Consider the following 11,517-nt stretch of genomic DNA (forward strand, 5'->3'; position numbering starts at 1 on the left):
CATCTCGATGCTCGTGCCGGTGCTCCTCGCGCTCGGCGGGCCGCTGACCCTGGCGCTGCGGGCGCTCCCGGCGGCGGGGCGCGGGAACCCACCCGGGCCGCGTGAGTGGATCGTCGAGTTCATCAACAACCCGCTCTCGCGGTTCCTCACCCACCCGATCGTCGCGTCGGTGCAGTTCGTGGCGGGTTTCTACATCATCTACTTCGGCGGGTTCTACGAGGCTCTGGCCTCCGAGCACCTGGGCCACATGTTCATGAACGTCCACTTCCTCATCAGCGGTTACCTGTTCTACTGGGTGATCATCGGGGTCGACGCGGCGCCGCGGCACTTCTCGCCGCTCTACAAGCTCATGGTGCTGCTCAGTTCGCTGCCGTTCCACGCCTTCTTCGGCATCATGCTGATGAACTACAAGACCGTGCTCGCCGAGAACTGGTACGGCGGGATCGGGCTCCCCTGGATCCCGGACCTCCTGCAGAGCCAGCAGGTCGGCGGCGGCGTCGCGTGGGCGGCGGGGGAGATCCCGCTGTTCATCGTCATGTTGGCTCTGGCCTGGCAGTGGTACCAGAGCGACATGCGGGACGCGCGGCGCGGCGAGCGGCAGGCCGATCGTGACGACGACGCCGAGCTCAGGGCCTATAACGAGATGCTCGGTGAGATGTCCCGCGCCGACCGCCGGGCCTGAGAGGCGCCCACCTCGTCGTCGTCGGGACCCCCGTTCCACACCCCTCCCGCCCCTCCACAGGGCGGGCACCGCGAGCGGTGCGACCGGGATACGACGACGACGAGGTGGGGCACGCTCTGGAGCACGAGGCCGACGCACGGTCGGTCCGAGTGTGACAGGAGCGAGACCATGAACGAGACCCACACCACCGTCCGCGGCACCGTGATCACCGACCCCACCACCCGTCGGGTCGGAGAGGACTCGGTGTTCTCCTTCCGGGTGGCCAGCAACACCCGCTACCAGGACCGCGACACCGGGGAGTGGAAGACCGGTGGCACCCTGTACTTCTCGGCCAACTGCTGGGGCAGGTTGGCGCAGCGGGCGTCGGGGAAGCTGGTGAAGGGCGACGGCGTGATCGTCCAGGGTCGGCTTCTCACCAACGAGTACGAGAAGGACGGCAGGATCCAGCGCGACCTGGAGATGCGGGTGACCGCCCTGGGCCCGGACCTGTCGCGGATGGACGTGACCATGCGCAGGGCCCAACCGGAGGGGCCCGGCATCTCTCCCGACGGGGAGGGGGCGGGGCAGTCGCAGGGCGCGGACGGCGTGGAGGACGTCATGGAGATCGGCTCCCGGGACGCCGACGACGCGCCGGAGGGGCGGGCCACCGACAGCGCGTTCGCGGAGGCGGTCCGGGTCTGAACCGGCAGGGCCGCGGGTAGCCCTCCGCCGTGCTCACCGAGGCCGCGGGTGGGCACGTAACATGGGGGTCGTGCCCGCGGCCTGGCCGCGGCGATGTGAACTATTTGCGCAGGTGAGAGGGCAGAAGTGGCCGAGTTTATTTACACGATGAAGAAGGTTCGCAAGGCGCACGGGGACAAGGTGATCCTCGACGACGTGACGATGTCCTTCTATCCCGGTGCGAAGATCGGCGTCGTGGGGCCCAACGGCGCGGGCAAGTCCTCGATCCTCAAGATCATGGCCGGCCTCGACCAGCCCTCCAACGGCGAGGCGTTCCTCGACCCGGAGGCCAGCGTCGGAATCCTCATGCAGGAGCCCGTGCTCGACGAGACCAAGACGGTCAAGGAGAACGTCGAGGACGGTCTCGGCGAGACCATGGTGCAGATCCGCCGCTACAACGCGGTGGCCGAGGAGATGGCCACCGACTACACCGACGAGCTCATGGAGGAGATGGGTCGGCTCCAGGAGCAGCTCGACGCGGTGGACGCCTGGGACGTGGACTCCCAGATCGAGCAGGCCATGGACGCACTGCGTTGCCCGCCGGGCGACTCGCCCGTCACCCACCTGTCCGGTGGCGAGATGCGCCGCGTCGCGCTGTGCAAGCTGCTGCTGAGCAAGCCCGACCTGCTCCTGCTCGACGAGCCCACCAACCACCTCGACGCCGAGTCGGTGCTGTGGCTGGAGCAGCACCTGGCCGCCTACCCGGGCGCCGTCCTGGCCGTCACACACGACCGCTACTTCCTCGATCACGTGGCGCAGTGGATCTGTGAGGTCGACCGCGGCAAGCTGCACCCCTACGAGGGCAACTACTCCACCTACCTGGAGAAGAAGGCCGAGCGCCTCGAGGTCCAGGGCAAGAAGGACCAGAAGCTGCAGAAGCGCCTCAAGGCCGAGCTCGAGTGGGTCCGCTCCGGCGCCAAGGCCCGCCAGTCCAAGTCCAAGGCGCGACTGGCCAAGTACGAGGAGATGGCGGCGGAGGCCGAGAAGCACCGCAAGCTGGACTTCGAGGAGATCCAGATCCCCACCCCGCCGCGCCTGGGCAACGTGGTGGTCGAGGCGGACAAGCTGCAGAAGGGCTTCGACGACCGCGTCCTGATCAAGGACCTGTCGTTCACCCTGCCGCGCAACGGCATCGTCGGCGTGATCGGCCCCAACGGTGTGGGTAAGACCACCCTGTTCAAGACGATCGTCGGGCTCGAGGAGCCGGACGCGGGGTCCGTGCGGGTCGGCGACACGGTCAAGCTGAGCTATGTGGACCAGTCCCGCGCGAACATCGATCCCGAGAAGTCGGTGTGGGAGGTCGTCTCCGAGGGCAACGACTTCATCGAGGTCGGCCAGAACGAGATGCCGTCGCGCGCGTACGTGAGCGCCTTCGGCTTCAAGGGCCCCGATCAGCAGAAGAAGGCCGGCGTGCTGTCCGGCGGTGAGCGCAACCGCCTGAATCTCGCGCTGACCCTCAAGGTCGGCGGCAACCTAATCCTGCTGGACGAGCCGACGAACGACCTGGACACCGAGACCCTCGGCAGCCTCGAGAACGCCCTCGAGGACTTCCCGGGCTGCGCCGTCGTGATCTCGCACGACCGGTGGTTCCTCGACCGCACCTGTACCCACATCCTCGCGTGGGAGGGCAACGTCGCCGAGGGGCAGTGGTACTGGTTCGAGGGCAACTTCGAGGGCTACGAGCAGAACAAGGTCGAGCGTCTGGGCCCCGACGCCGCCCGCCCGCACCGGGTCACCCACCGCAAGCTGACGCGGGACTGACGCGCATGGGATCGCACGCCGCGCCCGACACGCAGACCCCCGGAGCCGTCCACCGGGTCCACATCCCCCTGCGCATCGCGGACTTCGTGGGCAAGCACGTCAACAACGTGCGGTTCCAGGAGTTCTCCCAGGACGCCAGACTGATGTGGTTCCGGGACAAGTTCGGCGTCCCCGGGTCACGGGTGCCGATCTCGCTGGCGCGGTGGATGGAGATCGACTTCCGCCGGGTCATCGGGTACGGCGCCACGAGCGTGTGGGTGGACGTCGAGGTCCTCCGGGTCGGCCGGACCTCGTTCACGATGAGGACCTCGATCGGGTCGGATTCCACGGGCCCGGAACCGTGCGCGGTCGTCGACACCGTGTTGGTGGTGACGGCACCGGACGAGACCACGACACTCGAGATCAGTCCCGAGGAGCGCGCGGCGCTGCTCGGTGAGCGCGAGGAGGCGAGATGAGTCCCGGTGAGCAGACCCCGGACCGGGGGACGTTCCGCTGCACCCTGCAGGTGCGGTGGGCGGACTTCGACCAGTTCGGGCACGTCAACAACGTCAAGTACATCGAGTACGCGCAGGAGGCGCGGATCCTGTTCGTCCGCAGCCGCTTCGGCCCGTTCGGGCTCGGCAACCTGCCGCAGGTCGTGCGCCGGGTCGAGATCGACCACCTCCGTCCGGTGCTGCGGGACTCGACGTCCGTGGACGTGGAGATCGAGGTGGAACACGTCGGGACCACCTCGTACCAGATCAGGCAGACGATCTTCGACGCCGCGGGCGAGGTCTGCTGCGCGTTGCGCGTGGTGATGGTCGCCTACGACGCCTCCACCTCTACGGCCGTGGAGATCCCCACCGGGGTGCGTCACGTCCTGGAGGCCGCGCACCAGCGCGCCGCGATCACCGACGAGGGGCCCGCGGAGTGACCGAGCAGCTCGTCTACGAGGCCGGGGGACCGCTCGGTGCCTCCGGTGAGCCGGGACGGCGCGTGTTCACCGCGGCGCTGCCCGTCCGATGGTCGGATCAGGACCTCTACCACCACGTCAACCACGCGCGGATGATCACGCTCCTCGAGGAGGCCCGCATCCCGTGGCTCTTCGAGGAGGGCATCCCCACCGCCACCCTCACCGCCGGCGCGGTGATGACCGAGCTCGCCGTGAAGTACCGCGGCCAGATCACGCGCGCCGACGGCCCGATCCGCGTGCGCATGTGGTGCGAGAAGGTCGGCGCCGCCATGTTCGTGGCCCGTCACGAGGTCCGTGGGCGCGCCACCGGAGACTCGGCGCCCGCGGCGGTCGACTGCACGGCCACCATCGCCGCGTTCGACCTCGCCACCCAGCGGCCGCGTCGGTTCACGCCGGCCGAGCGGGAGCACCTGATGGAGTTCCGCCACGGGGCTCCGGCGTGACCCTGCCGGGCGCCGGCGGGGCGGAGGGAGTCGGCGGGACGGGGGACGACATGATCGCCGTGCCCGACCCCGCCGACCGGGATGACCTGCGGACCCTCCTGCGCCGGCTCCTCCGGCTCGACGAGGCGGCGGTGGTCCGTCTGACCAGCGGTGACGACGGACGGATGCGAGTGTGGTCCCGGACGCCCTTCGGCGCCCTGGTGGTCCGCGCAGTGGGTGGACACTGCCCGGGTGGCGACGTGGTGTGCGGAGCCGACCACCTGCTCACCGAACTCGACCTGCTGCCACGCGGCGACACCGCCGGTCTCGTCGACCCCGGGATGCCCCTCACCTCCTCCTGGCAGGGGTTGCTCCCGCCGACCGACGGTTTCCAGATGCTCGAGGCGATCCCGGCCCAGGTCCTGCTGGATCTGACCGAGTCCGGTCGCGGCGCAGCCCGCGAGAACGCCGGGCCGGCCGGCCTGCCGCCCTCGCTGCTGGACCAGGAGGTGCTCACCGTGCGCGCGGACACCGACAGTCCCGTGGGAGTGGACATGCGGACCGTGTTCTCCATGGTGATGTGTGGGTTCGTGCCCGAGCGGGCAGGGCGCGCACCGGAGGGTGAACCGGTCCGGGTGAGTGAGCGCGGGGCGTGGCTCCGGGTGGACGCCCGCTACGGCACGGCGTTCCGCCGGACCGATTCGCTCACTCTCGAGCCGCGATGACGCCACCGGGATTCTCGGTCTCCTGGCCCGGGAGGGGCGAGCCCGAGGTCCCGGGAGAGCACGGGCCGGCGCCGGACGTCGCGACTCTGGTCCGTGATGCCGGCGGGCGGGTGACCGGCGCCGTCCTGGGCGGCGACGGGGCGCGGATCGCCGAGGTCGGTGACGTTCTGGGCGGGCTCGGCCTCGGGACCACGGGCGCGGCCCAGCTGGTGTACCTCGACCCGCCGTACAACCGTGGTGGCCGCTTCGACGGATACCACGACAACATGCCGCGACACCGGTGGCTGGGATACATCGAGCACCGACTGGTGGTGGCGCGCGGGCTCCTCGCCGAGACCGGCACCGTCTGGGTGCACCTGGACGACGCGGAGGCCCACCGCGTCCGCTGCGTGCTCGACGAGGTGTTCGGCTCGGATGCCTTCATCGCCGACCTCACCGTGGAGAGCAACCCCAAGGGGCGTCAGCTCGACCGGTTCTTCGCCGGATCCCACGACCGACTGATGGTGTACGCGCGGGATCTCGAGCGAGTCCGGCTGGCCGGCGGGGTCGCCTCCGCCGTCGACCCCTCCGACTTCCCGCACACCGCCGAGGACGGGGTCAACTACCGTCTGCTGCCGCTGCGCAACACCAACAAGCGGTTCAACCCGCGCACCACGCCCACCATGACCTACCCGCTCTACGGCGACCCGGACACCGGTGAGGTCTCCGTGGACCCCGCGCCCGGGCTCACCGAGATCCTCCCGGTGTTCGGCGACCTCAGTCCGGCCGTGTGGCGCTGGTCGCGCGATCGCGCGCAGGAGCGGAGCGACGAACTGGTCTGTCGGACGGTGCGGGGTCGGGCCGGGCCGCGGGTCGACGTCTACCAACGCGACCGGCACGAGGTGGGCCGGATCAAGAAGCTCAAGTCCATCTGGCTGGCTCAGGAGGTCGGGTCCACCGACACCGCCCGCGCGGAGCTCCGCGGTGCGGGGGTCGACGGGTTCCGCACGCCGAAGCCGGAGGCGCTGATGCGGCGGATCGTGGAACTGGCGACCGAGGCGGACGACCTGGTGGTGGACCTGTTCGCCGGCTCCGGGACCACTGCCGTGGCGGCCCGCGACCTGGGCCGCCGCTGGGTGGTGGTGGAACGCAATCCCGAGACGGTCCGCGACGTGATCCTGCCGCGGTTGCGCGTCAGCGGAGCTTGACGGTGCCGCCGTCCGCCATGAGCGTTTGCCCCGTCATGTAGCGGGCGTCCTCGCTGGCGAGGAACACCGCGACGCGGCCGATGTCCGCCTCGGGGTCGCCGAACCTGCGCATCGGGGTCCCGGCCAGCAGGTGCTTCTCGATACCGGGGTTGGCCTCGATGTACGCCTCGACCCCCTCGGTCAGGGCCAGCGGCGAAATCACGTTGACGGTGATCCCGTCCCGAGCCCATTCGTTGGCCGCCACCCGGGAGACGGCGCGGATGGCCTCCTTGGCCGCGGCGTACGAGGCCTGGGTGGGGCTGCCCTCGATGCCGGCGCCGGAGGCGAAGTTGATCACCGAACCACCCGCGGTGGCCAGGTGCGGGTGCGCGGCCTGCATCAGCCAGAAGGTGGGGTAGAACCCCGTGTCGAAGGACAGGTTCAGCATCTCCCGGGTGGTCTCCACCAGTGGAGCCTGGCGTGACGCGTGGGCGTTGTTGACCAGTATGTCGAGCCGTCCGAAGTGCTCGACGGCCGTCTCGACGATCATGCGGGCGTTGTCCTCGACCGAGATGTCCGCCGCCAGGTACCGGACGCTCTCACCCAGTTCGTCGACCAGGGCGCGGCCGGCCGCGTCGTTGATGTCGACGACGAGTACGCGGGCTCCCTCCTTGACGAACGCCCGGACGATGCCCCTGCCGATCCCGCCGGCGCCGCCGGTGACGACCGCTGTCTTCTCCGCCAACCTCATGGTTAATCCCCGTTCTTAGTGTGGTCGTAACCATACTGCGGTGTCCGGCGGGAGGATCTCGCCGGTGGGGGATTCCGAGTCGAGTAGGCCTGAGGAGAGGGGCCCGGAGGAGAGCAGGACCTCGCCGAGGGGCAGTGGCACAGATCGGGTGGAGGCGTTGAGCGCGCACACCACGCCATCGTCGCGGCGGAACGCCAGGCATCCGGACGGCGCCCCGTACCACTCGACCGACGCCGACCGCGGGCCCGGAAGCGACCGCCGGGTCTCGATGGCCGCCCGGTACAACGACAGCGTGGATCCGGGGTTCTCGAGCTGGGCCTCCACCGTCAGGCGGCCCCAGTCGCCCGGCATCGGGAGCCAGGTGCGATCGGTGGTCGAGAAGCCGTAGGGCGGGGTGGGGCCCTCCCACGGGATCGGGACGCGGCAGTGGTCGCGACCCATCTCCGCGTGGCCGCTGCGTTCCCAGGTCGGGTCGGTCAGCCGGTCGTGGGGGATCGAGAAGTCGCTCGGCAGACCCAGCTCGGACCCCGCGTAGAGGAACGTGATCCCGGGCAGGGCAAGCTCCACCAGCAGCATCGCCCTGGCCCGGGCGGTGCCCAGTGCGCCGTTTCCGTACCGGGTCACCTCTCTGACCACGTCGTGGTTGGACAACGCCCAGGTGGGGGCCGAGTCGGCGATGCGGGAGGCCTCGAGCGTGGCGTCGATCGCCTCGCGCACCGCGCCGGCCTCGAAGGGGGCACCGGTCAGTGGGAAGTGGAACGCGAAGTGCAGCTCGTCGGGGCGGAGGTATCGGGCGAACCGGTCGGCCGGGCCCACCCACACCTCGCCGAAGGTCGCCGCGCCCGCGTACTCGTCGACGACGGCGCGGATCCGCCGGTGGACGTCGTGGACGCCGGGCCGGTCCCACCGGGCGTCGCGCTCGTCGACGACGAGTTGTGCGATCTCCACGTCGTCCGGCAGGTCGGCCAGGTCGGCCGGCTTGGCCAGACCGTGCGCCACGTCGATCCGGAACCCGTCGACCCCGAGGTCGAGCCAGAAGCGCAGGGTCTCCTCCAGGTCGTCGCCCACGTCGGGGTGCGACCAGTCCAGGTCCGGCTGCTCCGGGGCGAAGAGGTGCAGGTACCACTGCCCGGGCGTCCCGTCCGGCTCGGTGACGCGGGTCCAGGCCGGTCCGCCGAACACCGAGGGCCAGTTGTTGGGCGGCCGGGAGCCGTCCTCACCGAGCCCGTCGCGGAAGAAGTAGCGCTCGCGCTCGGGGCTGCCGGGTCCGGCCTCGACGGCGGCGGCGAACCAGGGGTGCTCGATGCTCGTGTGGTTGGGCACCAGGTCCATGATCAGGACCATCCGCGCGGCGTGCAGGGCCTCCACCAGCCGGCGCAGCGTCTCGACGTCGCCGAACAACGGATCCACGTCGCGGGGATCCGAGACGTCGTAGCCGTGGTCCGCGCCGGGGGAGCGCATGATGGGGGACAGCCACACCCCGTCCACGCCGAGCAGTTCCAGGTAGCCGACGCGGTCGATCACGCCCTGCAGATCACCGGTGCCGTCGCCGTCGGAGTCGGCGAAGGAGCGCGGGTAGATCTGGTAGAGGACCATGTCCTCCCACGGACGGGTCGCGTGGGCCGGGGAGGTCACATGTCCTCCGGGGTGTTGACCATCATCGCGGCGGCACGGGTGAGGTATTCGACCATCGCCGCCCTGTGCTCGTCGTCCATGGTCTCGCGGTCGATCGTGTCCACGGCGGCGAGCATGTGCGTGAGCCAGGCGTCGTGAGCGGCGCGGTCCACGCGGAAGGGGTTGTGGCGCATCCGCAGCCGGGGGTGACCCCGCTGCTCCGAGTAGGTGGTGGGGCCACCCCAGTACTGCTCGAGGAACATCCGCATTCGGTCCTCGGCCGGACCCAGGTCCTCCTCCGGGTACAGGGGGCGCAGCACCGGGTCGTCGGCGACCCGCAGGTAGAACTCGTGGACCAGCTTCCGGAACGTCTCCGCGCCGCCGATCTCGTCATAGAAGGTAGTGCTGCTCATGCTCCCCATCATGCCCGTGGGATCCGCCCGGGGGTCCGATCCACCACCCGTCGGTGGCGGGCGGGAGGACACCGGTGACAACCGGTAGGCGGTGATCGCGCGCGAAGTGTTCATCGAAGGTGCATCATCGTTGCAGGCGAGGTTCACTACGGGCCCGGTTGACAGTGCTGCACTGGGCTCGGAGCAGACGAGCGGAGACCGACCATGGGCACAGCCGTGCGCGAGAATTCGGAGTACCGACAACCGGGGTCACGACCCCCAGTTCGGCTTGAGCCTGTCCCGAACCCGCACGTCCCGCTGGCCGCTGCGCCCCGCGTTCTCCTGCTCAACGCCGGCTACGAGGCCCTCACCGCCCTCCCCGCCCGCCGCGCCGTGGTGATGCTGCTCGGGGGGAAAGCGGTGGTGGTCCACGATCACCCGAACGAGATCCTGGTCCGGTCGGTCGACACGGCCGTTCGCGTGCCCTCGGTGATCATGCTCCGCGAGTACGTGCGGATCCCGTACCGGGCGCAGGTGCCCATGACGCGGGCCGCCCTGATGCACCGTGATTCCCACCGGTGCGGGTACTGCAGCGCCCGCGCGACCACCGTCGACCACGTGATCCCGCGCAGCCGCGGGGGAGAACACGTGTGGGAGAACTGTGTGGCCTCCTGCGCGCCGTGCAATCACCGTAAGGCCGACAAGCTCCTCTCCGAGCTGGGGTGGGAACTGCGGGTGCCGTTGGTGGCGCCGAGGGGTCGGACGTGGCGGCTCGTCTCCCAGCTCCGCGAGATCGGCCCGTACTGGGAGGATTACCTGTACCTCGACGCCGCCTGATCCGGATCGAGGTGGGCGTTGGCGGTTCGCTGACGTCGCCTACTTCGGTGAGCAGTCGGGTGACGCCTCTGTTGCAGCGCAGGCAGCGGTGAATCGGGACAGCTCCACCGAGCTCCCCGGGAGCGGGGCATGGACGCCTCATCATTGATGAGACGTCCATGTCGGGGTTGTGGCGGGCGGGGCTGGCCTCAGCTCTGTGCGGGGTCGGCTTCGCTGATCGCCGACAGGGCGGCACGCAACCGGGCGTCGGCGTCATCGGCGACTTCACGCACCTGTGGGCTGCCGCTGAGCTGGACCATGGTCTGCGGGTCGATGGCCTCCACGGTGGTCTGCCCCTCGTCTCTGCCGCGGCGTACCACCACGTTGCACGGCAGCAGGACGCCGAGCTGCGGCTCGGCGGCGAGAGCCTTGCTGGCCAGGCCGGGGTTGCAGGCTCCCAGGATCACGTAGTCGCCCACGGCCTCGGCTGCCTCTTCGCCCAGTTTGGTGTTGAAGGTCGCATTGACGTCGATCTCGGTCAGGATGCCGAAGCCCTGGTCGGCCAGGGCGGCGCGGGTACGCTCCAGGGCCTGCTCGTAGGGCATCGGGACAGTGATGGTGCGGGTGTAGGTCATGAATGGTCCCTTCGATGGTTCGTCGACGGTATTGCCACTTCCGGATTCCAGGGTGTCAGGTTCGGCGGGGGTCAGGCCAGGGAGAGGAACAGCTTCTCCAGGTCCCGTCTGTCCAGGTCCTCCCCGGGGTTGGTCAGGCATTGTTCGAGGCCGCTGGCGATGATCGCGAAACCGGCCCGGTCCAGAGCCTTGGACACCGCCGAGAGCTGGGTGACGATGTCCGTGCAGTCGCGGCCCTCCTCGATCATGCGGACCACGGCTCCCGGCTGCCCTTGAGCGCGCTTGAGCCGGTTGAGTGTGGGTGTCAGTTCGACGCTGTCGAGTTGCATGGGGGTCTCCTGCCAGAGGTGCGAAGTTCCCTCACCATATACCCCGGGGGGTGTTTTGACTAGTTTTCCCTGTGTTCTGGCTGCGGGCTCTCCCGCCCTGTCCCGTTGGCTGCCGTGGCGAATCTCCTCGTCGGCAGGGGCGGGGGGTGGGCGGGCGGATCGTCGACCGTCCGGACAGGCCTGATCTCCGGCGCCGACAGCGGGGTCGAGTGATGCCGGACGGTCGAATGCTCGGACACTGCCTTGCCTGCACGTGCCCCGGGCCCCTCCGAGCCCGCTGGACGATGCCCCTGGGGGCATGTTGTCTATACCCCCTGGGGTATGTAGAGTCGTGGCACGCCCCTCGCAGGGAACCCGATCGACAAGGAGATCTCGATGCTTCTCGAACGCATCTACGACGAGGACCTCGCCCAGGCCGGCTACTTCATCGGCTGCCAGGCCAAGGGGGAGGCCGTGGTGGTCGACGCCCGCCGCGACATCCGCGAGTACCTGGACCTGGCCGCTCGTCACGGCATGACCATCACCGCGGTCACCGAGACCCACATCCACGCC

Annotated in this window: 14 protein-coding genes and 1 pseudogene; 10 read left to right on the plus strand and 5 right to left on the minus strand. The window is 69.7% G+C overall.

What is annotated here, in order from left to right:
- From G6017_RS17155 to G6017_RS16270, 8 genes are all read left to right on the plus strand, one after another.
- On the plus strand, nucleotides 1–682 hold a 682-nt coding region (locus G6017_RS17155; protein WP_241731619.1), incomplete at its 5' end, for a cytochrome c oxidase assembly protein.
- A gap of 168 nt (nucleotides 683–850) precedes the next feature.
- A complete protein-coding gene (locus G6017_RS16240; protein WP_182618278.1) occupies nucleotides 851–1,363 on the plus strand; it encodes a single-stranded DNA-binding protein in 513 nt (170 codons plus the stop codon).
- Nucleotides 1,364–1,489: 126 nt separating this feature from the next.
- A complete protein-coding gene (gene ettA / locus G6017_RS16245) occupies nucleotides 1,490–3,163 on the plus strand; it encodes an energy-dependent translational throttle protein EttA (RefSeq protein ID WP_182618281.1) in 1,674 nt (557 codons plus the stop codon).
- A gap of 5 nt (nucleotides 3,164–3,168) precedes the next feature.
- The gene (locus G6017_RS16250; protein WP_179524887.1) at nucleotides 3,169–3,618 is read left to right on the plus strand and encodes an acyl-CoA thioesterase; all 450 of its coding nucleotides are present in this window, start codon (nucleotides 3,169–3,171) and stop codon (nucleotides 3,616–3,618) included.
- Entirely contained in the window at nucleotides 3,615–4,076 is a 462-nt protein-coding gene (locus G6017_RS16255; RefSeq protein WP_179524888.1) for an acyl-CoA thioesterase, read from the plus strand. Before G6017_RS16250 ends, G6017_RS16255 begins: the two co-directional genes overlap by 4 nt.
- Complete coding sequence (locus G6017_RS16260; protein ID WP_179524889.1) at nucleotides 4,073–4,558, plus strand: acyl-CoA thioesterase; 486 nt, start codon at nucleotides 4,073–4,075, stop codon at nucleotides 4,556–4,558. Before G6017_RS16255 ends, G6017_RS16260 begins: the two co-directional genes overlap by 4 nt.
- Nucleotides 4,555–5,262, plus strand: a complete 708-nt coding sequence (locus tag G6017_RS16265; protein WP_346034413.1) for a DUF8185 domain-containing protein — start codon at nucleotides 4,555–4,557, stop codon at nucleotides 5,260–5,262. The genes G6017_RS16260 and G6017_RS16265 overlap by 4 nt, the downstream gene beginning before the upstream one ends.
- Nucleotides 5,259–6,449: a site-specific DNA-methyltransferase gene (locus G6017_RS16270; protein WP_182618283.1), complete on the plus strand. Its 1,191-nt coding sequence runs from the start codon at nucleotides 5,259–5,261 to the stop codon at nucleotides 6,447–6,449. The genes G6017_RS16265 and G6017_RS16270 overlap by 4 nt, the downstream gene beginning before the upstream one ends.
- Here G6017_RS16270 and G6017_RS16275 read toward each other — a convergent pair.
- From G6017_RS16275 to G6017_RS16285, 3 genes are read right to left on the minus strand one after another with little or no spacing between them, the layout of a single operon-like run.
- Entirely contained in the window at nucleotides 6,436–7,179 is a 744-nt protein-coding gene (locus G6017_RS16275; protein WP_182618285.1) for an SDR family NAD(P)-dependent oxidoreductase, read from the minus strand. The two genes, G6017_RS16270 and G6017_RS16275, sit on opposite strands and share 14 nt — an antisense overlap.
- Before the next feature lie 15 nt (nucleotides 7,180–7,194).
- Nucleotides 7,195–8,775 (minus strand): glycoside hydrolase family 13 protein, encoded by a 1,581-nt coding sequence (locus tag G6017_RS16280; protein ID WP_182618319.1) that lies wholly within the window; start codon nucleotides 8,773–8,775, stop codon nucleotides 7,195–7,197.
- A 35-nt stretch (nucleotides 8,776–8,810) separates the two neighbouring features.
- Nucleotides 8,811–9,206 (minus strand): globin, encoded by a 396-nt coding sequence (locus G6017_RS16285; protein ID WP_179524892.1) that lies wholly within the window; start codon nucleotides 9,204–9,206, stop codon nucleotides 8,811–8,813.
- A gap of 204 nt (nucleotides 9,207–9,410) precedes the next feature.
- On the opposite strand from G6017_RS16285, the gene G6017_RS16290 reads away from it, so the two are divergent.
- On the plus strand, nucleotides 9,411–10,022 hold the full coding sequence (locus G6017_RS16290; protein ID WP_182618287.1) for an HNH endonuclease: 612 nt from the start codon (nucleotides 9,411–9,413) through the stop codon (nucleotides 10,020–10,022).
- Between the two features lie 188 nt (nucleotides 10,023–10,210).
- On the opposite strand, the gene G6017_RS16295 is transcribed toward G6017_RS16290, so the two are convergent.
- Nucleotides 10,211–10,636 carry a DUF302 domain-containing protein gene (locus G6017_RS16295; RefSeq protein WP_182618288.1) on the minus strand — a complete coding sequence of 142 codons (426 nt, stop codon included), beginning with the start codon at nucleotides 10,634–10,636 and terminating at the stop codon, nucleotides 10,211–10,213.
- Between the two features lie 71 nt (nucleotides 10,637–10,707).
- On the minus strand, nucleotides 10,708–10,965 hold the full coding sequence (locus tag G6017_RS16300; protein ID WP_182618290.1) for a metal-sensitive transcriptional regulator: 258 nt from the start codon (nucleotides 10,963–10,965) through the stop codon (nucleotides 10,708–10,710).
- A 375-nt stretch (nucleotides 10,966–11,340) separates the two neighbouring features.
- On the opposite strand from G6017_RS16300, the pseudogene G6017_RS17160 reads away from it, so the two are divergent.
- Nucleotides 11,341–11,517 (plus strand): annotated as a pseudogene (locus tag G6017_RS17160) (MBL fold metallo-hydrolase); the annotation flags it as partial.

The sequence above is a fragment of the Dietzia sp. B44 genome (assembly GCF_014145245.1).
Taxonomy (GTDB): Bacteria; Actinomycetota; Actinomycetes; order Mycobacteriales; family Mycobacteriaceae; genus Dietzia; species Dietzia natronolimnaea.

Bases quoted from the DNA above. Each gene is read 5' to 3' on its own strand.
- G6017_RS16280 (WP_182618319.1), bottom strand. From the start codon at position 8,775: ATGGTCCTCTACCAGATCTACCCGCGCTCCTTCGCCGACTCCGACGGC.
- G6017_RS16270 (WP_182618283.1), top strand. From the start codon at position 5,259: ATGACGCCACCGGGATTCTCGGTCTCCTGGCCCGGGAGGGGCGAGCCC.
- G6017_RS16300 (WP_182618290.1), bottom strand. From the start codon at position 10,965: ATGCAACTCGACAGCGTCGAACTGACACCCACACTCAACCGGCTCAAG.
- G6017_RS16255 (WP_179524888.1), top strand. From the start codon at position 3,615: ATGAGTCCCGGTGAGCAGACCCCGGACCGGGGGACGTTCCGCTGCACC.
- G6017_RS16250 (WP_179524887.1), top strand. From the start codon at position 3,169: ATGGGATCGCACGCCGCGCCCGACACGCAGACCCCCGGAGCCGTCCAC.
- G6017_RS16290 (WP_182618287.1), top strand. From the start codon at position 9,411: ATGGGCACAGCCGTGCGCGAGAATTCGGAGTACCGACAACCGGGGTCA.
- G6017_RS16240 (WP_182618278.1), top strand. From the start codon at position 851: ATGAACGAGACCCACACCACCGTCCGCGGCACCGTGATCACCGACCCC.
- G6017_RS16285 (WP_179524892.1), bottom strand. From the start codon at position 9,206: ATGAGCAGCACTACCTTCTATGACGAGATCGGCGGCGCGGAGACGTTC.
- G6017_RS16295 (WP_182618288.1), bottom strand. From the start codon at position 10,636: ATGACCTACACCCGCACCATCACTGTCCCGATGCCCTACGAGCAGGCC.
- G6017_RS16275 (WP_182618285.1), bottom strand. From the start codon at position 7,179: ATGAGGTTGGCGGAGAAGACAGCGGTCGTCACCGGCGGCGCCGGCGGG.